Here is a 22,568-nt window from a genome sequence, read left to right as displayed (position 1 = left end):
TGGGAGTGCGCGGCCGTGCGCGCAGAATTTCTTGGGTGACATCCGCCTCTGCGTCACCTGATAAGCCTGAGAACAGGATCTATATGTACGTATACGACGAGTACGATCAGCGGATCATCGAGGACCGCGTCAAGCAGTTCCGTGATCAGACCCGGCGCTATCTGGCAGGCGAGCTGAGCGAAGAAGAATTCCGCCCTCTGCGCCTGCAGAATGGCCTCTATATCCAACGTTTTGCCCCGATGCTGCGGGTGGCGGTGCCTTATGGCCAGCTGACTTCGCGCCAAGCACGGATGATGGCCAGGATCGCTCGCGACTACGACAAGGGCTACGCCCACATCAGTACCCGGCAGAACGTGCAGTTCAACTGGCCGGCGCTGGAAGACATCCCGGACATCCTGGCTGAGCTGGCGACCGTGCAGATGCACGCCATCCAGACCAGCGGCAACTGCCTGCGCAACGTCACCACCGACCAGTTCGCCGGCGTCGCCGCCGATGAGCTGATCGACCCGCGCCCCTGGTGTGAAATCGTCCGTCAGTGGACCACCTTCCACCCTGAGTTCGCCTACCTGCCGCGCAAGTTCAAGATCGCCATCAACGGTTCGACCTCGGACCGCGCGGCCATCGAAGTCCACGACATCGGCCTGGAGCCGGTGCACAACGCCGCTGGCGAGCTGGGCTTCCGGGTCCTGGTCGGTGGCGGCCTGGGCCGGACCCCGGTGGTTGGCGCCTTCATCAACGAGTTCCTGCCGTGGCAGGACCTGTTGAGCTACCTCGACGCCATCCTGCGGGTCTACAACCGCTACGGCCGGCGCGACAACAAGTACAAGGCGCGGATCAAGATCCTGGTCAAGGCCCTGACCCCAGAGGTGTTCGCCGAGAAAGTCGAAGCGGAAATGACCTTCCTGCGCGGCGGCCAGACCACCCTGACCGAAGCCGAAGTGCATCGGGTGGCCAAGCACTTCGTCGATCCGGACTACAAGGCACTGGTCAACCAGGACGCCGAACTGGCCGAGCTCGACAAACAATATCCAGGCTTCGCCCGCTGGCGCACGCGCAACACCCTGGCCCACAAGAAGCCGGGTTATGTCGCCGTGACCCTGTCGCTGAAACCCACCGGCGTAGCCCCGGGCGACGTCACCGACAAGCAGCTGGACGGCATCGCCGACCTGGCCGACCGCTACAGCTTCGGCCAGCTGCGCACCTCCCACGAGCAGAACGTGATTCTCGCCGACGTCGAGCAGAGCCAGCTGTTCACCCTGTGGGGCGAGCTGCGCGAGCAAGGTTTCGCCACGCCGAACATCGGCCTGCTGACCGACATCATCTGCTGCCCGGGCGGTGATTTCTGCTCCCTGGCCAACGCCAAGTCGATCCCGATCGCCGAATCCATCCAGCGCCGTTTCGACGACCTGGACTACCTGTTCGACATCGGCGAGCTGGACCTGAACATTTCCGGCTGCATGAACGCCTGCGGCCACCACCACGTGGGCCACATCGGCATCCTCGGCGTGGACAAGAAAGGTGAAGAGTTCTATCAGGTTTCCCTCGGTGGCAGCGCCAGCCGCGACGCCAGCCTGGGCAAGATCCTCGGCCCGTCCTTCGCCCAGGACGACATGCCCGACGTGATCTCGAAGCTGATCGACGTGTACGTGGAACAACGTACCGAAGACGAGCGCTTCATCGACACCTACCAACGTATCGGCATCGACCTCTTCAAGGAGCGCGTCTATGCAGCGAATAATTAAGAACAACGAGGTCATCGACGAAACCTGGCACCTGCTGCCCAAGGACGCGACCCTCGACGGCATTTCCAACTGCGACGACCTGATCGTGCCGCTGGCCCTGTGGCGCGAGCACGCTCATGCCCTCAAGGCCCGCGACGGCGGCCTGGGCGTGTGGCTGGACAGCGATGAAGAAGCCGAAGAGATCGGCGATGACGTGCAGCACTTCCAGGTCATCGCCCTGAACTTCCCGGCCTTCACCGACGGCCGCAACTACTCCAACGCCCGCCTGCTGCGTGACCGTTACGGCTTCAAGGGCGAGCTGCGGGCAATCGGCGACATCTTGCGCGACCAGCTGTTCTACCTGCGCCGCTGCGGGTTCGACGCCTACGCCCTGCGCGCCGACAAGGATCCGTACGAAGCCCTGGAAAGCCTCAAGGACTTCTCCGTGACCTACCAGGCCGCCACCGACGAACCGCTACCGCTGTTCCGTCGCCGCTAAACGCCGCGCCAACAAAAAGCCCTGGACCGGGAAACCGGTTCAGGGCTTTTTTGTGTCTGCCATCTTTAACGCGCTGCCCGCCCCTGTAGGAGCGAGCTTGCTCGCGATAAACCTCAAGACAACACGAACTCCAGAGAAACGTGGTGCTGCAACCTCCATCGCGAGCAAGCTCGCTCCTACAGGAGGCCGCAACGGCCTTACCAGAAACGCTGCTGGGTCAGGCGGCTCCACCAGGTCAGCAGCACACGGTCGATAGAACCGCTGGCCGCCAGCCCGACCCGCTCCTGCAGGCTCTTGCGCTCGGCGTAATGCAGGTGGAACAGCTCGGCGCTCTTGGCGCGTTCGGCCAGGTATTCGTCACTGGTCTTCAGCTCGTCGACCAGCTTTTTCTCCTGCGCCGCGACACCCAGCCAAACTTCACCGGTGGCCACCTCGTCGATGACCAGTTGCGGCCGATAACGGGAAACGAAGTTCTTGAACAACTGATGGGTGACGTCCAGGTCTTCCTGGAATTTCTCCCGGCCCTTTTCGGTGTTTTCGCCAAACACGGTCAGGGTGCGTTTGTATTCGCCGGCGGTCAGCACTTCAAAGTCAATGTCGTGCTTTTTCAGCAGGCGGTTGACGTTCGGCAGCTGCGCCACCACGCCAATCGAGCCGAGGATGGCGAACGGCGCGCTGATGATCTTCTCGCCGATACACGCCATCATGTAGCCGCCGCTGGCCGCGACCTTGTCGATGCACACCGTCAGCGGCACGCCGGCCTGGCGAATCCGCGCCAGTTGCGATGAAGCCAGCCCGTAGCTGTGCACCATGCCACCGGCGCTTTCCAGGCGCAGCACCACTTCGTCCTTGGGCGTGGCCAGGCTCAGCAGCGCGGTGATTTCGTGGCGCAGCCCCTCGGTGGCCGAAGCCTTGATGTCGCCGCTGAAATCCAGCACGAACACCCGCGGCTTTTCCTCGTGCTGCTTCTTGTGTTTTTTCTCGGCCTTGGCCTCGGACTTGCGCAGCGCCTTGAGCTGGTCCTTGTCGAGCAGGCTCTGCTCCAGACGCTCGCGCAGGCCTTTGTAGAAATCGTTGAGCTTGCTCACATGCAACTGCCCGGCGCCCTTGCGCCGGCCTTTGCTGCGCAGCGAGGCAGCGGTGATCAGCACCACCAGGATGGCGATGACCAGGGTGACGGTTTTGGCCAGGAAACTGGCGTACTCGGAGAGAAACTCCACAGGGACTCCTTAAAGACGTGCATCACTGCCAACACGTGGCGGAATGGCTCCAGCATACCGGCGCAGCCAGGCGTCGGCCAGTCGCGAAACCTCCTGTTACCGTGCTCTAACGGGCATTTCAAACAAGCGTATGTTTTTTCATTGACAGCTCACCGGCATCCTCATAACCTCGCAAAACTTTCAACGTACCGGGATGACGCGGACGTGGGCAGCATCTATCTGATTCGACATGGCCAGGCCTCCTTCGGTGCGGACGACTACGACGTCCTCTCGACCACGGGTGTGCGCCAGGCCGAAGTGCTCGGTCAACATCTGGTCGAACTGGGGGTGAACTTCGACCGCTGCCTGGCTGGCGACCTGCGCCGCCAGCAACACACCGCCAACTCCACCCTGCAACAGTTCAGCGCCGCGGGCCTGCCCACGCCGATCCTGGAAACCGATTCGGCGTTCAACGAATTCGATGCCGACGCGGTGATCCGCGCCTTGCTGCCCGCCATGTTGTCCGAGGAGCCCGACGCCCTGGACATCCTGCGCAACGCCGCGCAGAACCGCGCCGAATTCCAAAGAATCTTCGCCCTGATCATCGACCGCTGGCTGGCCGGCACCTACGATCCACCGGGGCTGGAAAGCTGGCTGGGATTCGTCGAGCGGGTGCAGGCCGGCCTGCAGCGGATTCTGGAACAGGCCGACAACACCCAGAAAATCGCCGTGTTCACCTCCGGCGGCACCATCACTGCCCTGCTCCACCTGATTACCCGGATGCCTGCCGCCCAGGCCTTCGAACTGAATTGGCAAATCGTCAATACCTCGCTCAACCTGCTGAAGTTTCGCGGTCGCGAGGTCGCCCTGGCTTCCTTCAACAGCCATGCCCACCTGCAGCTGCTGAAGGCCCCGGAACTCATCACTTTCCGCTGAGTCCGGATCACTGTGACCCTTGCTGTAACAACCCATAAAAGGATCGAACCATGACCTCCGTAGCCGACGCCGTACAAGCCATGAAAGCCAAGTTCAACCCAGCTGCCGCTGCCGGCCTGGACCTGGTTTTCGGTTTCCGCATCGATGACACCAAGAACTTCTCGCTGATCGTCAAAGACAGCACCTGCGAGCTCAAGGAAGGCGAGAACCCGGACGCCCAGGTCACGCTGGTAATGGACGGCGAAACCCTGCAAGGCATCGTCAGCGGCGAAACCGACGGCATGCAGGCCTTCATGGGCGGAAAGCTGCGCGCCGAAGGCGACATGATGCTGGCGATGAAGCTCAGCGAACTGTTCCCGGCCTAAGCCAGCGCTTCCCCAGGGAAGCCCTTGTTTGCCCACGAATCCCGCCTTCTGGCGGGATTCGTCGTTTCAGCAGTACCGCTCCAGCACATCGAAGATGTGCAACAGGCCTGAATCCATTTGGAAGCAATTAAAAATCTACCAAAACTAACTAACGAATATATGTAATCCGGCGCCTCGCCGCGCCGCACGACGCACTTGATTGATCTCGGTCAGCAGTCCCCCCAAAGCTCCTCTCTACTCTGGCGCCTCCATCGGCCAGGGACGGCTTTCGGAACGGCCGGCCCCGCTTCACCTTCAAGGAAGAGTCGTTATGCAATCGCTGAAGATCATTCTGCTGTCCACCGCCTTCAACGGTCTCACCCAGCGCGCCTGGCTGGACCTGCGCCAGTCCGGCCATCGCCCCAGCGTGGTGCTGTTCACCCATGAAGACGAAGTCTGCCAGCAGATCGAACAGGCCGATGCCGACCTGGTGATCTGCCCCTTCCTCAAGGACCGGGTGCCCGAGCAACTGTGGCGCCACCCGACGCGTCCGGTGATCATCATTCACCCGGGTATCGTCGGCGACCGCGGCGCCAGCGCCCTGGACTGGGCCATCAGCAACAACCTCGAGCGCTGGGGCGTCACCGCCCTGCAGGCGGTGGAAGAAATGGACGCCGGGCCGGTCTGGTCCACCTGGGAATTCAAGATGCCGGCGCAGGTGCGCAAGTCCGAGCTGTACAACGGGCCGGTGGCCGACGCGGCGATCTACTGCATCCGCGATGTGGTGGAAAAATTCGGCAGCGACTTCGTCCCGGTACCCCTGGACTACAGCAAGCCGCAAGTGCGCGGCCGCCTGCAACCGAACATGAAACAGGACGACCGCAGCTTCAGCTGGCACGACAGCGCCATCTTCATCAAGCGTTGCATCGACGCCGCCGACGGCCAGCCCGGAGTCCTGGCCAGCCTCGCCGGCGGGCAGTACTACCTGTATGACGCGCACCTGGATAGCCGCAGCGGCATCCCCGGCGAACTGCTGGCGGTGCACGACGATGCGGTGCTGGTGGCCTGCGGCGACCGTAGCCTGTGGATCGGCTCCCTCAAGCGCAAAGCCCGGCCGGGCACCGAACACTTCAAGCTGCCGGCCCGCCATGTGCTGGCCGGCCAACTGGATGGCGTGCCTCATCTGGACTGGTCGGTCGCCAGCGAACCGTTCAGCGACGAGGCCTACCAGCCGATCCGCTACCGCGAGTCGGGCCACGTCGGCGAGCTGACCTTCGAGTTCTACAACGGCGCCATGAGCACCGAGCACTGCCAGCGCCTGGTCAGCGCGCTGCAATGGGCCAAGGCCCGGGACACCAAAGTGCTGCTGTTCAAGGGCGGGCGTGGCGCGTTCTGCAACGGCGTGCACCTCAACGTGATCCAGGCCGCGCCGGTGCCGGGGCTGGAGGCCTGGAACAACATCCAGGCCATCGACGACGTCTGCAAGGAGCTGCTCAGCGCCCGCCAACTGGTGGTCAGCGGCCTGACCGGCAATGCCGGGGCCGGCGGCCTGATGCTGGCACTGGCGGCCGATGTGGTGCTGGCCCGGGCCAATACCGTCTACAACCCGCACTACAAGAGCATGGGCCTGTACGGCTCGGAGTACTGGACCTACAGCCTGCCCCGCGCCGTCGGCCACGCCATGGCCCACAAGCTCACCGAGGAATGCCTGCCGATCAGCGCCTTCCAGGCCCTGCAGATGGGCATGGTCCAGGAAGTCGGCCCGCGCTGCCCCGACGAATTCGGCCTGTGGCTGCTGCAACGGGCCAACGCCGTACTGACCGAGCCGAAGTACCAGGCCCTGCGCGAGCGCAAGGCCAATGCCGACCCGCAACTGATGCAGCACTGCCGCAACGCCGAGCTGGAACAGATGCACCTGGACATGGTGCAGAACCGCCACGGCTTCGCCGAGAAATGCGCCGGTTTCGTCTACAAGCGCAAGACCTGCTGCACCCCGCAGCGGTTGATCGAGGATTGGGCCGTGCCGCAACCGGATACCTTGAGTGCCTGATCGGCTGATCGTGGTCGCCGCTGGCGCAGCCTGCGATCGGGCGCGCAGCGGCCGTAAAACAGTCACCACGATGTTGCACAAGAACAGGCTGCCGTAACCCAGGCAGCGCCCCCTCCCCCGTTGCCGCTAAGGCTGCAACAACAACGCCACCAGCGCCGTCCAGCCGGTCTGGTGGCTGGCTCCCAGGCCGCGGCCGGTGTCGCCGTGGAAGTACTCATGGAACAGCAGCAGGTCCCAGTCCCGGGGATCGGCCTGCAACTGCGCGTAGGCGCACATCGACGGGCGGCGCCCGTCCTCGTCGCGCAGGAACAGGCGGCTCAGGCGCTGGCTCAGGCTGTCGGCGACTTCCTCCAGGGACGCCAGGTAGCCGGAGCCGCTGGGGTATTCCACCGAGAAGTTGTCGGCGTAGTAGCGATGAAACTCGCGCAGCGATTCGATCAGCATGTAGTTGATCGGCATCCACAGCGGCCCGCGCCAGTTGGAGTTGCCGCCGTACAGCCGTGAGTCGGAATCGGCCGGCGCATAACGGGCGCACAGTTGGTGACCGTCGACCTGCAGGGCGAAGGGTTGTTCGGCGAAGTTTCTGGACAGTGAGCGAATGCCGAAGTCACAGAGAAACTCGGCCTCGTCGAGCATGCGCTTGAGCAGGTCCTTGGTGCGCTCGCCGCGCAACAGCGCGAGCAACAGGCGATTGCCCTGCCCCGGTTCGTTCCAGCGCGATACCAGGCGGGCCAGGTCCGGCCGATGGTGCATGAACCCCAGCAAGCGCTCGCGCAGCCCCGGCAGGCATTCGTGTTCATGCTGTTCCAGCACCTGCACGGCGAACAGCGGCATCAGGCCGACGATGGAGCGCAGGCGCAGCGGTTCGTTGCCGCCGTCGGGACGATGCAGCACGTCGTAGAAGAACCGGTCCTGATCGTCCCACAGCCCTGCGTCGCCGTCGTCCAGCCGGTTGATGGCCCCGGCGATGTACAGGAAGTGCTCGAAGAACTTCACCGCGATATCCACGTACACCGGGTTGCGCCTGGCCAGTTCCAGGGCGATGCGCATCAGGTCCAGGGCATAGGCCGCGACCCAGGCGGTGCCGTCGGCCTGGTCCAGGGTGTAGCCCGGCGGCAAGGGCGCCGAGCGGTCGAACAGGCCGATATTGTCGAGGCCGAGGAAACCGCCCTGGAACAGGTTGCGCCCTTCGGCATCCTTGCGGTTGACCCACCAGGAGAAGTTCAGCAACAGCTTGTGGAAGACCCGTTCGAGAAAATCCATGTCGCCCTGGCCGGTCAGGGCTTTTTCCCGCTGGTACACCCGCCAGCTGGCCCAGGCGTGCACCGGCGGGTTGGCGTCGTCGAAGCGCCATTCGTAGGCCGGCAACTGCCCATTGGGGTGCATGAAGCGGTCCTTGACCAGCAGCAACAGTTGGTGCTTGGCGAACCCCGGATCGATCAAGGCCAGGGCCACCGCCTGGAAACCCAGGTCCCAGGAGGCATACCAGGGGTATTCCCAGGTGTCGGGCATGGCCACGATGTCGAAGTTCGCCAGGTGCCGCCAATGGCTGTTGCGCAAATGGGCGTGGGATGCCGGTGGCGGGGGCTGGCCGGGGTCGCCGTCGAGCCAGCGGTTGACGTCGAAATCGTAGAGTTGCTTGGACCACAGCAGCCCGGCCAGGGCCTGGCGCTGGACATTGCGCGCGTCGGCATCGGCGATGCCCTGTTGCAGCGCGGCGTAGAACTCGTCGGCCTCGGCCCGCCGCTGTTCGAACAGGGTTCGGGCGCTGACCTGGGCCGAACCGGCCGGGGCGAAACGCAGGTACAGGCTTTTGCTCTCCAGCCCGGCCAGCTCCAGGGTGAAGTGGGCGGCAGCACGGGTTCCGCTGTCGCGGGCAATGGCGGTGCTGGCGCCTCCCAGCAGGTAGTCGTTGATCCCGTCCTTGAACGGGCCGGGCGTGGCGAGGCCATCGAGCTTCGGGAAGTTGGTTTCGTTGTTGCAGAACAGCCACTCGCAAGGCTCCGGCCCCCAGGCCGTGACCTGCATCGGCGAACAGCGCGGATGCCGGGCCAGCAGTTGTTCGCCCAGCAGGCGCAGGCTCGGTTTGCGCGAATCACCGCCCCAGCTCCAGGTGTTGCGCGCCCAGACCTGGGGCAAGACCCGCAGGCGCGCCGGCTGATGAAAACGGTTGTGCACGGTGACCCGCATGAAGATGTCGTCGACTGCGTGCTTGGCGTATTCCACCGTCACGTCGAAGTAGCGATCGTCCTCGAACACCCCGGTGTCGAGGATCTCGTACTCGGTGTCGTCCAGGCCGCGCCGGGCGTTCTCCCGCAGCAGGTCTTCATAGGGAAAGGCCACCTGCGGGTATTTGTAGAGCATGCGCATATAGGCATGGCTGGGCACGCCATCGAGGTAGAAATACAGTTCCTTGACGTCTTCACCGTGATTGCCTTCGGCGTTGTTCAGGCCGAACAGGCGCTCCTTGAGAATGCTGTCGCGCTCGTTCCACAGGGCCAGCCCCAGGCACCAGTGCTGGGCCTTGTCGGAGAACCCCGCCAGCCCGTCCTCACCCCAGCGGTAGGCCCGGCTGCGGGCATGGTCGTGGGGCAAGTAGGCCCAGGCATCGCCATCGGCGCTGTAGTCCTCGCGCACCGTGCCCCATTGCCGCTCGCTCAGGTACGGCCCCCACTCGCGCCAGGGTTCGCCCGCCGGGCCATTGAGGCGCTGGCCTTCGATCGTTTCGAGGATGCTTGCCGCCGCTGCTGCCGTCATGGGGGTGTCCGTGAGCCATGGAGGTGAAAGCCAGTGTAGGGGCTGGCGACGCCGGCGGCCCATGGCAAATGTTTCATGGTGCGAGGCGCCAACCGCGACCCGTTGCCGCACAAGGCCCGTGATAGAGCCTTCGGCTTAAATTTCCGGGGAGGCGTTCGTTATACTCGGCAACCCTTTTGTGCAAACGCGGTACCCATGATGTCCAGCGACAACACTCTCCTGGCGAGCCTTGTGCTCTGTGTATTGGCCCTGCCGGTACAGGCCGAAGGCCTGGACCTGAGCTACCCGGCGCCCGCCCTGACAGAGGCAACGGCCACCCCGGCGGCGGAGCCGGAACCCAGCAAGTTCCAGTTCAAGGCGCCGATCACCCTGGAACACACCTGCAGCGGCCCCCAGTGCAATTACGAGACCGATCCGAGCCAGCGCCATGAGCCGGAAACAGTGAACCGATGGTCGGTCGGGTTCAACTGAGCCGCCCTGCTTTCAGCGGCGCCTTTCAGGACCTCATCGCCAGCAAGCTGGCTCCTACATAAAGCGGGTCCGGCCCCCCCAGCAAACACTGCCAGACCTGTAGGAGCCAGCTTGCTGGCGATCCGGGCACTGCGCTATATCGGGCCGACCCATCGCGCCGGCAGAAGCTTGGCTAGGCTATAACCATGCCCCGCGAATGCCTGGGAGGTCCGATGAACCGCACGATCCTGAGCCCTCTGAGCCTGGCCCTGGCCCTGTTGGCCGGCTGCGCCAGCCCGCCCGAAGTCATCGACAAGGAACCGGCGGCCATCGCCGAAGGCGTGCTGGCCTTCCGGGACATCTGCCTGAAATCCGCGCCCTCCTTCGCCGGGGCCGACAACGCGGCCAAGGGCTATGGCATCGCCAGGCTGGACGATGCCGGCTATGCGCGGATGGGACTGAGGCCGGACCACAGCCTTGGGGTCCAGGTACAGAAAGGCAAGCAATGCGCGGTGACCACGCCGTCGCAACGGGACAAGACCCTGACCGCGCAATTTCTCAAGCTGGCCGAGCAGTTCTCCAGCACCCCGGTGGCGCAGCACCTGCCGGCGCAAATCACCCTCGATAAGCAGACCTTCCTGCTGATGCACGACCGGCGCGGCGGCGAGGCTTATGTGATGTTGAAACAACCCTGAAGCGCAGCGCCTTCATTCAGGCGGCGAAAGGTGCGCGTAACACACCGGCGAGCTCCCCTCGCCCTGCCGGTCCAGTTCGTCCTCCAGCCACTCGGCCAGCACCCGGGCATTGTTATGCACTTCATCATGGGCCGAGTACACCAGGGTCAGGTGGCCCTTTTGCGCGCGTTCCAGCAACGCCCACCAATGCTCGGGGCGGGCCGTCAGTTCCTGGCGGTAACGGCTGCGGAAGCTGGCGAAATCCAGCTCGCCGGACTTGAAGGCACGGCGCAATCCGGTGGACGGCGCCAGGTCTTTCAACCACTCGTCCAGCGGCAACTGCTCCTTGCGACAGTTACGCGGCCACAGCCGATCCACCAGCACCCGATACCCGTCGTCGGGGCTCGCCGGTTCGTAGGCGCGTTTGCACAGAATCATGGGTTCTTCCCCTCTATGACTGCATGACCTGCCATCAGCTTAGTGGCTGGACAAGGCCTGGCACAGGACGAAGACCAGTGCCTCGCCACCACTCCCCCGGGGTCTGATTACGACCCTCCCGCATCGAAAACGACACCTCGTTCCCTGGATGATTGACGCACCGCGCCGAGCCCTATTAAGTACTATTTATCCGCATTAATACGATAAATCGAAAACATGCTCAAACGACCTGTTCGCCGCAAACGCCAGAAGCTTTCCGACGTGATTGTCGAGTCGGTCAAACGCTCCATCGTGATCAACGCCCTGCGTCCCGGCGACCGCTTGCCGACCGAGCGCGAGTTGATGGAAAGCTTCCAGTGCTCCAAGGGTTCGGCCCGCGAAGCGCTCAAGGCGCTGGAGGTCGAAGGGCTGGTCAACACCCGCACCGGCCCCAGCGGCGGCGCCTACCTGAACCAGGCCGGCACCGAGCCGGCGAGCCGCGCCCTGCGCAATTACCTGCACTTCCAGCAGATGGACGGCGAGCAGGTGTACCAGCTGCGCAAGGTCATCGAGGTGGAACTGGCGGTGTCGGTGATCGGCCGTCTCAGCGCCGACGACTTCGAGGCGCTGCAGGCCAACATCGACTTCTGCAGCGCCCCGGAAGACAGCGAGGCCGGCCAGCGCGAACAGCGCATCGCCGAGCTGGAATTCCACAACCTGCTGGGCCGCGCCTGCCCCAATCCGCTGCTGAGTTTCATGGCGCAGTTCCTCAACGACCTGCTGCGCGACCTGGTGGTGCTGAAGAAGGCCTACAAGCCCAAGCGCAAGCAGTTCGACGCCGCCAACCTCGATTACCACAAGCGCCTGTTGCTGGCCTTCAAAGCCGAGGACGAAGCCGCAGTGCGCCAGCTGATGCACGAACACATGTGCGACGCCGAACACCATATGAGCGCCCTCGAGGGCGAGGTCACCCAACACTTCCTGCTGGAGTTCGATCACCACCACTGATAACCGCCGCACCCGCCACACGCCGCTTCGCCAATAACAAAGCCTGAACACAGGCTGCTGCGCCGTTTTGCCATTGCCACTCCTGCCAATAACTAAACCAGGGAGTTACCCCATGCAGCGTCGTACGTTGTTGAAAGCCAGTCTGACCGTTGCCGGAGCCCTCAGCCTTCCGCTGGGGGTGCGCAACGCCTTTGCCGCCGAACCCTTTACCTTCTACGGGCTCAAGTCGATGTCCGGCGCCTTCGCCAGCTACGGCAAGTTCGCCGACATGGGCTCGCGCCTGGCGGTGGAACAGTACCCGACCCTGCTCGGCCGCCCGCTGAACTACAAGGTGATCGACACCGAAGGCAACGCCGGCAAGGCGGTGCGCAAGGTCCAGGAGGCGATTGCCCAGGACGGCGCGCGATTCTTCCAGGGCTGCACCCTGTCGTCTTCGGCGCTGGCGGTGGCCAAGGAAGTGGGCAAGGTCAACGGCGTGTTCATGACCCCGGTGGGCGCCGACGAAGTCACCGGCAAGGACTGCAATGCCTCGACCTTTCGCTGGTCGGTGCCGACCTACGGCGCCATTCGCGAAACCATGGTGCCGCTGATCAAGCGCCTGCCCGAGGCCAAGCGCTGGTACACCATCACCCCGCAATACGTATTCGGCGAAGCGCTGCTGGCCGGCGCCAGACAGGTGTGCGCCGAGCATGGCATCGAGCACGTCGGCAACAGCTATCACTCGTTGCAGGAACAGGAGTTCTCCGGCTACCTGACCAACGCCATCGCCGCCCAGCCCGACGTGCTGGTGCTGCTCAACTTCGGCAGCCAGTCCTCCAACGCCCTGCGCCAGGCGGTGAACTTCGGCATCAAGGAACGCATGAAAGTGCTGCTGGTGTGGTCCGCCGGGCTCGACCAGTTCCAGGAGCTGGGCAGCGACGTGCTCGAAGGCGTCTACCTCGGCGCGCAGTACTGGCACCAGGTCGACACCCCGCTCAACCGCGAGCTGGTCAAGCTGACCCAGGCCAAGTACGGCATCAACCCTACCTACCCGCTGGCCGCCGACTACATCGGCACCAAGATCATGCTCGACACCATAGTCGCCACCGGCAGTTTCGACGGCGCGACCGTAGCCAAGGCCATGCAAGGCCTGACGTACCAGGGGCCGACCGGCGAGGAAAGCATCCGCGCCGGCGACCACCAGGTGATCAAGGATTACTACCTGCTGCAGGGCAAGGCCACGGCCAGCATGCGCGACAAGGACGACCTGGCCGAAGTGCTCAGTTCCGGGCGCTCGTTCCCGGATGCCGGCGCCACCGGCTGCAACCTGGCCTGACCCCGACCGACCTTTCCATCGCTGGCTAGAGGCAGCGGGCCGCCCGACGACGACAGTCGCCGGCCCCCTGTCGAGGGTACCCGCATGCTCAATCTTTACCTGTTCCAGATCCTCAACGGCCTCGGCCTGGGGATGATCTACTTCCTGATCGCGGTGGGCCTGACGATCATTTTCGGCCTGCTGAACTTCGTCAATTTCGCCCACGGCGCGTTCTTCCTGCTCGGGGCCTACATCTGCTACACCGCCGTCAGCCTCACCGGCAGCTTCTGGCTGGCGCTGCTGGTCGCGCCGCTGGTGGTCGCGGCCCTGGCCTGGGCCATCGAGCGATTGCTGATCCAGCGCATCTACCACCTGCCCCACACCTTCCAGATCCTGGTGACCCTGGGCATCGCACTGATCATCCAGGAAGCCAGCGTGCTGATCTGGGGGCCCGTCGGCAAAAGCGTCGCGGTGCCGGAACTGCTGCGCGGCGTGCTGATCGTCGGCGACTTCGTCTACCCCTACTACCGCCTGTTCCTCATTGGCTTCTCGGCACTGGTGGGGCTGGCGCTGTGGCTGCTGCTGGAGCGCACGCGCTTCGGCGCCCTGGTGCGCGCCGGCAGCGAAAGCACCGAGACCGTGTCGCTGCTGGGCACCAACATCTTCCGCCTGTTCTCCATGACCTTCGCCCTCGGCGTGGCCCTGGCCGGGATCGCCGGGGTGCTGTTCGCCCCGTTGCGTGGCGCCCAGCCCTTTGTCGGCCCGGAAATCCTCGGGGTCGCCTTCGTGGTGGTGGTGATCGGCGGCATGGGTTCGTTCAGCGGCGCCCTGGTAGGCGGCCTGCTGGTGGGGGTGGTGCAGAGCCTGATGACCACCCTCTGGCCGCAAGGCGCCAGCCTGATGATCTACGGCGCCATGGCGGCGGTGATTCTGGTCCGTCCCTACGGCCTGTTCGGGAGAGCATGAACATGAGCGAGAAAAATCCCCTGCCGTTCGCCAAGACCCAGTCGCGCGCCCTGCCGTGGCTAGTGGTCGCGGTACTGATCGGCCTGCCGCTGGTGTTGCCATCGGCGACCCTGGCCAGCGAGATCCTGATCTTCGCCCTCGCGGCGCTGGCCTGTAACCTGCTGCTGGGCTACACCGGCCTGCTGTCGTTCGGCCAGGGCATCTTCTTCGGCGCCGGGGCCTACTGCGCCGCGCTGCTGATGATCCACCTGCAACTGGGGCTGTTCAGCGCCCTGTTCGGCGCGGCCCTGGTGGGCGCGCTGCTGGCGTTGCTGGTGGGCGCCCTGGCGATCCGGCGCACCGGCATCTACTTCGTGATGCTGACGCTGGCCTTCAGCCAGATGGCCTACTTCATCGCCTACACCCTGAGCGACTGGACCGGCGGCGACAACGGCCTGCTCAGCGTGCCGCGCCCGGAGATCCGCATCGGCGACACGGTGCTGCTGTCGCTGAGCGACGCGCGCTACTTCTACGCCTTTGTCGCGGTGCTGTTCCTGCTGATCTTCATCGGCGCCCGGCGGGTGATCGCCTCGCCGTTCGGCAGCACGCTGATGGCGATCCGCGAGAACGAAACCCGCGCCGCCGCCATCGGCTACGACACCCGGCACTTCAAGATCCTGGTGTTCATGCTGTCCGGCGCGGTCACCGGGATCGCCGGGGCGCTGTACGCCATGCTCCTGCATTTCGTGCCGCTGTCGAGCATCGACCTGGCGATGTCGGAAAACATCCTGATCATGACCATAGTCGGCGGCACCGGCTCGCTGTTCGGCTCCCTGCTGGGCGCCGGTTCCATCGTGCTGCTCGGCGAGTTCCTCTCCGAACTCTGGCCACGCTGGCTGATGCTGCTGGGAATCATCCTGATCCTGGTGGTGATCTTCATGCGTGGTGGTTTGTGGGGCGGCTTGTCGAGCCTGTTCGAACGCATCCTGAAGTCACGCAAGGCGGCCCTGCCGACCGAGGAGAAACTGTCATGAACAGCCCCGCGCAGTACCTGCTGCAAACCCAGGACCTGGAGCTGGCCTACGGCGCCTTCCACGCGGTCAACGGCGTCAACCTGAAGGTCGAGGCCGGCACCATCCACACCATCATCGGCCCCAACGGCGCTGGCAAGACCAGCCTGTTCCATTGCCTGACCGGCGAACGCCAGGCCACCGCCGGGGCGATCCTGTTCAACGGCAAGAACATCATCAAGAAGCCGGCCCACGGCCGGGTCGGCCTGGGCATGGCCCGTTCGTTCCAGTTGACCAGCCTGTTCCAGAACCTCAGCGTGCGGGAAAACCTGCGCCTGGCCGCCCAGGGTCGCGATGGCCTGGCGGCGCTGAACTTCTGGCGCCACCTCGACAGCCGCCGCGAACACCTGGAGATGGCCGACCAGGTGCTCGAACGCCTGCAACTGACGGCACGCGCCGACACCCTCGCCGGCGAGCTGTCCCACGGCCAGCAGCGGGTGCTGGAAGTCGGCATGTCGATCTGCTCCAGGCCGAAACTGCTGATGCTCGACGAGCCGACCTCCGGCATGGGCATCGACGACATCCCGATCATGACCCAGCTGATCAGCGACCTCGGCCGCGACCACACGGTGCTGCTGATCGAGCACAACATGAGCATCGTCATGTCCATCAGCCAACGCATCACCGTCATGAGCCACGGCCAGATCCTGGTCGAAGGCACGCCAGAATTCGTCCGCGCCGACGAGCGCGTGCGCAGCGCCTACCTGGGAGAAGCCGCCTGATGCTGACCGTCGAGAATATCCATTCCTACTACGACAAGAGCCACGTCCTCGAAGGCGTCTCGCTGCAGGTCAACGCCGGCGAACTGGTGACCCTGCTGGGGCGCAACGGCGCGGGCAAGACCACCACCCTGCGCAGCATCCTCGGGATCATCTGCCCGCGCCAGGGACAGATCCGCTTCAACGGCCAGGAGCTGGTGGGCAAGAAGATCTTCGAGATCGCCCGCCAGGGCCTGGCGCTGGTGCCGGAACACCGCGGCATCTTCCGTTTGCTCAGCGTCGAGGAGAACCTGCGCATCGCCCAGCGCAAGAGCAGCCGCTGGCAGCTGGAGGATGTCTACGGCATGTTCCCGCGCCTCAAGGAGCGGCGCAAAAACGCCGGCCATGCGCTGTCCGGCGGCGAGCAGCAGATGCTCGCCATCGCCCGCGCCCTGCTCAACGATCCCAGGCTGCTGATCCTCGACGAACCCACCGAGGGCCTCGCCCCGGTGATTGTCGACGAGCTGGTGAAGATCCTGCGCAAGATCAAGGACGACGGCCTGCCGGTGCTGCTGGTGGAACAGAACCTGATGGTCTGCGACAAGCTCGCCGACCGCCATTACGTCCTCGAACAGGGTCGCGTGGTCTACCAAGGCAGCGCCGCTGACTTCCGTGCCGACCCGAGCATCAAGAACCGCTACCTGGCCCTGAGCGCCTGAGGGGAGAGCTGAAATGAACAGTCCGATTGTGTCCGTACCCCTGTTGCAAGACAGCGCCCCGCTGGTCAACCGCGAACGCCTCTGGCAATCGCTGATGGACCTCGCTCAACTGGGCGCCACCGCCAAGGGCGGCGTATGCCGCCTGGCCCTGACCGACCTCGACCGCCAGGCCCGCGACCTGTTCGTGCACTGGTGCGAAGAGGCCGGTTGCAGCGTCAGCATCGACGGCATCGGCAATATCTTCGCCCGCCGCGCCGGGCGTAACCCGCAACTGCCGCCGGTGATGACCGGCAGCCATATCGACACCCAGCCCACCGGCGGCAAGTTCGACGGCTGCTACGGGGTGATGGCCGGCCTGGAGGTGATCCGCACCCTCAACGACCTCGGCCTGCAGACCGAGGCGCCGATCGAGGTGGTGGTCTGGACCAACGAAGAAGGTTCACGCTTCCCACCGTGCATGATGGGCTCGGGGGTGTTCGCCGGTAAGTTCGACCTCGACGACACCCTGCGCAAACAGGACGAACAGGGGCTGTCGGTGGGCAGCGAGTTGCAGCGCATCGGTTATGCCGGCTCGCGGGCGGTGCTCGGCCATCCGGTGGGCGCGTATTTCGAGGCGCACATCGAACAGGGCCCGGTGCTGGAGGACCGCCAGACCACCATTGGCGTGGTCATGGGCTGCCTCGGCCAGAAGTGGTTCGACCTGACCCTGACCGGGGTCGAGGCCCATGCCGGGCCGACACCGATGCACCTGCGCAAGGATGCCCTGGTGGGCGCCGCCCAGGTGATCAGCGCGGTCAACCGCATCGCCCATGAACAACAGCCCCACGCCTGCGGCACCGTCGGCTGCCTGAGCCTGCACCCGGGCTCGCGCAACGTGATTCCCGGCCAGGTGCAAATGACCCTCGACCTGCGCCACCTGCATGCCGACCAGCTGCAGGCCATGGTCGACGAGGTGCGCCAGGTGATCGAAGACACCTGCCAGCAGCACGGCCTGGGCTTCGAGCTGACCGCCACCGCCGACTTCCCGCCGCTGGACTTCGACCCCGCCTGCGTCGCCGCGGTGCGCCAGGGCGCCGAACAGCTGGGCCTGAGCCATATGGACATCGTCAGCGGCGCCGGGCACGACGCGATCTTCGTCGCCGAGCTGGGCCCGGCGGGGATGATCTTCGTGCCCTGCGAAGGCGGCATCAGCCACAACGAAATCGAAAACGCCGCGCCCCAGGACCTGGCCGACGGTTGCGCGGTGTTGCTGCGGGCCATGGTCAACGCGGCGCAACAAACAGGAGCAGCGGCATGACCCGACACAGCGAAATTGCCGAGATGAGCGGCGTCGAACTGCTCGCCCATTACCGCGACAAACGCCTGTCGCCGGTGGAAGTGACCGAGGACGCCCTGGCGCGCATCGAGCGCTTCAACCCGCAGGTCAACGCCTATTGCCATGTCGACCCGCAAGGCGCGCTGGACGCGGCAAAGGCCTCCGAGCAGCGCTGGCTCAAGGGCCGACCCTGCGGCGCGCTGGACGGCGTGCCGGCCTCGATCAAGGACCTGACCCTGACCCGTGGCATGCCCACGCGCAAGGGTTCGAAAACCACTTCCGCCAGCGGCCCCTGGGATGTCGATGCGCCCTTCCCGGCCTTTATGCGCAACGCCGGCGCGGTGCTGCTGGGCAAGACCACCACCCCGGAATTCGGCTGGAAAGGCGTGACCGACAACCCGCTGTACGGCATCACCCGCAACCCCTGGGACACCCGCACCACCGCCGGCGGTTCCTCCGGTGGCGCGGCCGCCGCGGCGTCGCTGAACCTCGGCGTGCTGCACCAGGGTAGCGATGCCGGTGGTTCGATCCGCATTCCCTGCGCCTTCACCGGCACCTTCGGGATCAAGCCGACCTTCGGCTACGTGCCGCAGTGGCCGGCCAGCGCCATGACCCTTCTCTCGCACCTGGGACCGATGACCCGCACCGTCGACGATGCGGTATTGATGCTGCAAACCGTCGCCCGGCCGGATGCCCGCGACGGCCTGGTCGGCGCCCCGCGCAGCACGCCCTGGCTGCCGGAGAGCACTGACCTAAAAGGCCTGCGCATCGCCTACAGCCCTGACTTCGGTTACGTGAAGGTGCAGCCACAGGTGGCGCGGGTGGTGGCCCGGGCGGTGGAACGCCTGGCGCAACTGGGTGCCCATGTCGAGCAGGTCGACCCCGGGTTCAGCGACCCGCTGGAACTGTTCAATACCCTGTGGTTCGCCGGCGCCGCGCGCTTGGCCGGGCAACTGAGCCAGGAGCAACGCCAGCAGCTCGACCCGGGCCTGCTGCGCATTGCCCGGCAAGGCGAAGACATCAGCCTCCACCAGTACACCCTGGCCCTGGAAGCCCGCGCGGCGCTGGTGGCGCACATGGCCGAGTTCCACAGTCGCTACGACCTGCTGGTCTCGCCCATGCTACCGCTCACCGCCTTCGCCGCCGGGCACAACGTGCCACCGGGTTCCGGCCTGGACGAATGGATGGAGTGGACGCCCTTCAGCTACCCCTTCAACCTGACCCAGCAGCCGGCCGCGTCGGTGCCATGTGGCTTCGCCGAGGACGGCTTGCCAGTAGGCCTGCATGTGGTGGGCGCACGGTTTGCCGATGATCAGGTGCTGCGCCTGTGCCGGGCTTATGAGCAGGCGTTCCCGAGCCCGCACCCGCAGGCACCGCTGATCAAGGACTGACAATGCTTATGGGGGGCATCGCTATCGATGCCCTTTTGGCTACCACTCGATGCCCTGGAGCCGCCGCCGAACCTTGAAGGCTCGACAGCGGCCAGGGGATCAAGGGCTTACTTCGCCGCCCGCACCTGGGCGATCAACTGGTCCGCCACCGCGAACAGGCCCTTGGCGCCGTCGCTGGTCATGCCAAAGCGGTACTTGCCGTCCACCACCAGCGAGGGTACGCCGGTGGCCTGGTAGGCCGCGGTGCGTTTTTTCGCGTCCATCACCTTGGCCTGCACGGCGAAGGAATTGTAGGTGGCGAGGAACTTCGCGGGGTCAATGCCCTGCCCTTTGAGCAGTTCGGCCATGGCCTCGGGGGTTTTCAGGCGGTTGCCGCGGTGGATCGCCTCGAATACCGCATGATGCACTTCGGGCTTGGCGTCCAGGGTCGCCAGGGTCAGGTACAGCTGGCCGTAGACATCCCAGATCCCGCCGAACATGGCCGGCAGCTTGACGAAGTTCACGTCTTCGGGAAGCTGGGCCGCCCAGGGGTTGATCGAGGCTTCGAGGTTGTAGCAGTGGCCGCAGCCGTAGGAAAACAGTTCCACCACTTCGATCTTGCCGGGCACGACCTGCGGCACGGCATCCTTGAGTTCCACGTACTGGCTGGCATCCACCGCTGCCATGGCGGTCTGCCCGGCCAAGCCAAAGAGGCAGCTGGCTGCCAGGGCAATGTTCAGAATCGAGTGACGCATGCAATCTCCAATGGGTTGGCGCCTCTGAGTCAGCACGGCTGCTCATCAAGCGGGCCCCAAAGGATACAGACGACATCCGCGATGCCAATCAGACCCGTCTTAATCTTTTGTTGGTTTTTTGTCATCAATGCCCGGACAGCTCCGGCTGCCCCGCGAACCGGGCGGCCAGCGCGATGATCTCCTCGCGCAGCCAGCGATGCCCCGGAACCCGCTCCTGCTGGCGATGCCAGATCAGGCTGACCTGCACCGGCGGCGCCACCAGCGGCAGCTCGGCGATGCGGATCGGCATCAGCGCGCAGAAGTGCTCCGCCAGGCGCCGCGGCACCGTGCCCAGCAAGTCCGACTGGGCGACGATCAACGGGATGCTCAGGTAATGCGGGACGAACAGCTGCACATGGCGCTGGACCTTGGCCGAGCCGAGGACGATCTCCAGCGGCGAGCCGCGCCCGCCCCGATCCGGAATCGCCACGTGCTGGCTCTGCTCATAGGCCTTGAGGCTCAGTTGCGGCTCGAAGGCCGGGTGGTCGATACGGCCGATCACCACCAGCTGTTCTTCCAGCAGCGGCTGGTAGCAGAGGTCAGGATCGTCGAAGTACAGGTAGTCCACCGCCAGGTCGAGCATCCCGGTGGTCAGCCAGGCTGGCAGGGAGTCGGCGGCGTCGCTGCGCACCGCCAGGCGGACCTTGGGCGCAGCGCTTTGCAAGCGGCGTGACAGCGCCGGCAACAGGCGCGCCTGGGCGTAGTCGTTCATCGACAAGCTAAAGGTCTGGTCGGACGCCGCCGGGTCGAACTCGCTGCTCGGGTCCAGGCCTTCCTGCAACAGGCGCAGGGCCTGGCGCACCGAACCGTGCAGCACATGGGCCCGGGGTGTGGGCTGCATGCCCCGGGCGGTGCGGATGAACAGCGGCTCGTCGAGCTGGCTGCGCAGGCGCGCCAGGGCATTGCTCACGGCCGGCTGGCTGAGGTTCAGGCGCACCGCCGCGCGGGACAGGTTCTGCTCCTGCATCAGCGCGTCGAACACCAAGAGCAGGTTGAGATCCAGGTGCCGCAAGTTCAGCTTCATGAATAATGCCCATTCCGAATATCCATTAGCTGGATAATTCGAGCAGGACTAATCTTCTGTCAATAAGAACAACAAAACCCACAGGAGAACGGCCTTGAGGCAAACCACCCTGGCATTTCGCGAGCGTTACCGCGCCGCGGTTCATCCGCGCTACAACCCGTGGCTGCACGGCGGTTTCGTGCTGGCCTACGGCATGGCGTGCATCGCCCTGCTGTGGAGCACCCTGCACCAGGTGCAGCCGCTGGAGTGGCTGGCGGTGCCGGTGGCGCTGCTGTTCTTCAACCTGTGCATCTATGTCGTGCACCGCTGGCTGGGCCACCACAAGCAGGCCTTCGCGCGGATGTTCTATGCCCGCCACAGCGGCGACCATCACAGCTTCTTCGTGCCCGGGTACATGACCTACGACGGCCCCCGGGACTGGCGGGTGATCCTGTTCCCGGCCTGGCTGATAGTGGTCCACAGCCTGCTGTTCGCCCTGCCGCTGTGGTGGCTGCTGCAGTTGTGGAATGCCAATGTCGCGGCGCTGTTCGCCAGCTGCACCCTGATCGGCTACCTGGCCTACGAGGTGTTCCATGCCTGCGAACACCTGCCGGCCGGGCATCCGCTGGCGCGGCTGCCGTGGATCCGCCAGATGCGCCGCCTGCATGAGCTGCATCACCGCCGCGAGCTGATGCAGGAGCGCAACTTCAACATTGTCCTGCCGCTGATGGATTACCTGTTCGGCACCCTGTACTGGGAGCCGGAACCCGCTAACTCTTCTCTATCGACAAGGTCCTCGTCCATGACCCACATGCAGCATCAGATCGATATTCCGCGCAATCCGGTGGCCCTGCTCGACTACGCCAGCGCCTCCAGCCGCTGGCCGGAGTGGCACCCGTCTTCGCTGAAGGTCCAGGGGCCGGCCGGGGCCCTGCCTGCCGGCGCGCGCTTCGAGGAAGACATCCACGCCGGCGGGCGCAGCGGGCACCTGAGCTGGCGGGTCGACGAGTACCTGCCGGGGCTTCGCTGGCGTGCCACGGCCCAGGGCGATCATGGCCTGCATCTGGTGGTGACCTACGAGTGCCAGCCGCTGGACGCCCACCACACGCGGTTTATCCGCACCCTGGAATACCGCTTCGACGGCCTGCTGATGCGCCTGGGCAATCGCCTGTTATTCAGAAGGCGGATAGAACGGGAGTCCGCCGACTCCCTGCTAGCCTTATGCGAAATGGCGCAACGGGCAATTCCCCTGGGCGCCGGCGTCGCACCGCAGCGTGTGACCTGACCCCATCACCCAGGAGCCGC

21 protein-coding genes are annotated in these 22,568 nt (G+C 65.0%); 16 read left to right on the top strand and 5 right to left on the bottom strand.

Translation table 11 applies throughout. From position 1 onward, the window contains the following. Positions 1 to 83 precede the first annotated feature (83 nt). The gene (locus PVZ78_RS04415) at positions 84 to 1,742 is read left to right on the top strand and encodes a nitrite/sulfite reductase (RefSeq protein WP_009049670.1); all 1,659 of its coding nucleotides are present in this window, start codon (positions 84 to 86) and stop codon (positions 1,740 to 1,742) included. Continuing rightward, complete coding sequence (locus PVZ78_RS04410; protein ID WP_009049671.1) at positions 1,726 to 2,220, top strand: DUF934 domain-containing protein; 495 nt, start codon at positions 1,726 to 1,728, stop codon at positions 2,218 to 2,220. Before PVZ78_RS04415 ends, PVZ78_RS04410 begins: the two co-directional genes overlap by 17 nt. Positions 2,221 to 2,417: 197 nt before the next feature. Here PVZ78_RS04410 and sohB read toward each other — a convergent pair whose 3' ends face one another. Continuing rightward, positions 2,418 to 3,440, bottom strand: coding sequence for a protease SohB (sohB, locus tag PVZ78_RS04405; protein ID WP_016705360.1), 1,023 nt, complete (start codon positions 3,438 to 3,440; stop codon positions 2,418 to 2,420). 204 nt (positions 3,441 to 3,644) lie between these two features. Here sohB and PVZ78_RS04400 point away from each other — a divergent pair, with 204 nt between their 5' ends. The 3 genes from PVZ78_RS04400 to PVZ78_RS04390 all read left to right on the top strand — a co-directional run bounded on the left by PVZ78_RS04400 (position 3,645) and on the right by PVZ78_RS04390 (position 6,749). After that, entirely contained in the window at positions 3,645 to 4,355 is a 711-nt protein-coding gene (locus PVZ78_RS04400; RefSeq protein ID WP_016705361.1) for a histidine phosphatase family protein, read from the top strand. Positions 4,356 to 4,405: 50 nt separating this feature from the next. Beyond that, on the top strand, positions 4,406 to 4,720 hold the full coding sequence (locus tag PVZ78_RS04395; RefSeq protein WP_007921837.1) for an SCP2 sterol-binding domain-containing protein: 315 nt from the start codon (positions 4,406 to 4,408) through the stop codon (positions 4,718 to 4,720). Positions 4,721 to 5,030: 310 nt separating this feature from the next. Continuing rightward, on the top strand, positions 5,031 to 6,749 hold the full coding sequence (locus PVZ78_RS04390; RefSeq protein ID WP_273828271.1) for a hydrogenase maturation protein: 1,719 nt from the start codon (positions 5,031 to 5,033) through the stop codon (positions 6,747 to 6,749). 126 nt (positions 6,750 to 6,875) lie between these two features. Here the strand turns inward: PVZ78_RS04390 and PVZ78_RS04385 are convergent, their stop codons facing one another. After that, positions 6,876 to 9,506, bottom strand: a complete 2,631-nt coding sequence (locus PVZ78_RS04385; protein WP_273828270.1) for an MGH1-like glycoside hydrolase domain-containing protein — start codon at positions 9,504 to 9,506, stop codon at positions 6,876 to 6,878. A gap of 198 nt (positions 9,507 to 9,704) precedes the next feature. On the opposite strand from PVZ78_RS04385, the gene PVZ78_RS04380 reads away from it, so the two are divergent. Beyond that, positions 9,705 to 9,977 carry a hypothetical protein gene (locus tag PVZ78_RS04380; protein ID WP_236643470.1) on the top strand — a complete coding sequence of 91 codons (273 nt, stop codon included), beginning with the start codon at positions 9,705 to 9,707 and terminating at the stop codon, positions 9,975 to 9,977. Positions 9,978 to 10,189: 212 nt separating this feature from the next. After that, positions 10,190 to 10,651, top strand: coding sequence for a hypothetical protein (locus PVZ78_RS04375; protein WP_124314073.1), 462 nt, complete (start codon positions 10,190 to 10,192; stop codon positions 10,649 to 10,651). Between the two features lie 12 nt (positions 10,652 to 10,663). On the opposite strand, the gene PVZ78_RS04370 is transcribed toward PVZ78_RS04375, so the two are convergent. Then, positions 10,664 to 11,068, bottom strand: a complete 405-nt coding sequence (locus PVZ78_RS04370) for a DUF488 domain-containing protein (RefSeq protein ID WP_101282788.1) — start codon at positions 11,066 to 11,068, stop codon at positions 10,664 to 10,666. 216 nt (positions 11,069 to 11,284) lie between these two features. Between PVZ78_RS04370 and PVZ78_RS04365 the strand changes: the two genes are divergently transcribed. From PVZ78_RS04365 to PVZ78_RS04330, 8 genes are all read left to right on the top strand, one after another. Beyond that, positions 11,285 to 12,055 (top strand): FadR/GntR family transcriptional regulator, encoded by a 771-nt coding sequence (locus tag PVZ78_RS04365; RefSeq protein ID WP_009049687.1) that lies wholly within the window; start codon positions 11,285 to 11,287, stop codon positions 12,053 to 12,055. A 112-nt stretch (positions 12,056 to 12,167) separates the two neighbouring features. Continuing rightward, positions 12,168 to 13,370 carry an ABC transporter substrate-binding protein gene (locus PVZ78_RS04360; protein WP_025804506.1) on the top strand — a complete coding sequence of 401 codons (1,203 nt, stop codon included), beginning with the start codon at positions 12,168 to 12,170 and terminating at the stop codon, positions 13,368 to 13,370. A gap of 84 nt (positions 13,371 to 13,454) precedes the next feature. After that, positions 13,455 to 14,315, top strand: coding sequence for a branched-chain amino acid ABC transporter permease (locus PVZ78_RS04355; protein ID WP_101282789.1), 861 nt, complete (start codon positions 13,455 to 13,457; stop codon positions 14,313 to 14,315). A 2-nt stretch (positions 14,316 to 14,317) separates the two neighbouring features. Continuing rightward, entirely contained in the window at positions 14,318 to 15,328 is a 1,011-nt protein-coding gene (locus PVZ78_RS04350; protein ID WP_009049689.1) for a branched-chain amino acid ABC transporter permease, read from the top strand. After that, positions 15,325 to 16,086, top strand: coding sequence for an ABC transporter ATP-binding protein (locus PVZ78_RS04345; protein WP_009049690.1), 762 nt, complete (start codon positions 15,325 to 15,327; stop codon positions 16,084 to 16,086). The genes PVZ78_RS04350 and PVZ78_RS04345 overlap by 4 nt, the downstream gene beginning before the upstream one ends. Beyond that, positions 16,086 to 16,781, top strand: a complete 696-nt coding sequence (locus PVZ78_RS04340; protein ID WP_009049691.1) for an ABC transporter ATP-binding protein — start codon at positions 16,086 to 16,088, stop codon at positions 16,779 to 16,781. Before PVZ78_RS04345 ends, PVZ78_RS04340 begins: the two co-directional genes overlap by 1 nt. Positions 16,782 to 16,794: 13 nt before the next feature. Beyond that, positions 16,795 to 18,078: a Zn-dependent hydrolase gene (locus tag PVZ78_RS04335; protein ID WP_124301842.1), complete on the top strand. Its 1,284-nt coding sequence runs from the start codon at positions 16,795 to 16,797 to the stop codon at positions 18,076 to 18,078. Continuing rightward, positions 18,075 to 19,487 (top strand): amidase, encoded by a 1,413-nt coding sequence (locus tag PVZ78_RS04330; RefSeq protein ID WP_210532574.1) that lies wholly within the window; start codon positions 18,075 to 18,077, stop codon positions 19,485 to 19,487. Before PVZ78_RS04335 ends, PVZ78_RS04330 begins: the two co-directional genes overlap by 4 nt. Positions 19,488 to 19,594: 107 nt before the next feature. Here PVZ78_RS04330 and PVZ78_RS04325 read toward each other — a convergent pair whose 3' ends face one another. Together PVZ78_RS04325 and bsrA are read right to left on the bottom strand one after the other, a co-directional pair. Further along, the gene (locus tag PVZ78_RS04325; RefSeq protein WP_041986140.1) at positions 19,595 to 20,221 is read right to left on the bottom strand and encodes a thiol:disulfide interchange protein DsbA/DsbL; all 627 of its coding nucleotides are present in this window, start codon (positions 20,219 to 20,221) and stop codon (positions 19,595 to 19,597) included. A 124-nt stretch (positions 20,222 to 20,345) separates the two neighbouring features. Further along, positions 20,346 to 21,284, bottom strand: a complete 939-nt coding sequence (gene bsrA / locus PVZ78_RS04320) for a LysR family transcriptional regulator BsrA (protein WP_016705373.1) — start codon at positions 21,282 to 21,284, stop codon at positions 20,346 to 20,348. Between the two features lie 94 nt (positions 21,285 to 21,378). On the opposite strand from bsrA, the gene PVZ78_RS04315 reads away from it, so the two are divergent. Then, positions 21,379 to 22,548, top strand: coding sequence for an SRPBCC family protein (locus PVZ78_RS04315; RefSeq protein WP_041986145.1), 1,170 nt, complete (start codon positions 21,379 to 21,381; stop codon positions 22,546 to 22,548). Positions 22,549 to 22,568: the final 20 nt, after the last annotated feature.

Origin of the sequence: Pseudomonas sp. SBT1-2 (genome assembly GCF_028640875.1) — a bacterium.
GTDB lineage: Bacteria > Pseudomonadota > Gammaproteobacteria > Pseudomonadales > Pseudomonadaceae > Aquipseudomonas > Aquipseudomonas chlororaphis_I.
The sequence above is the reverse complement of the archived record's forward strand: the minus strand, read 5'-3'. Positions and strand labels throughout refer to the sequence as shown.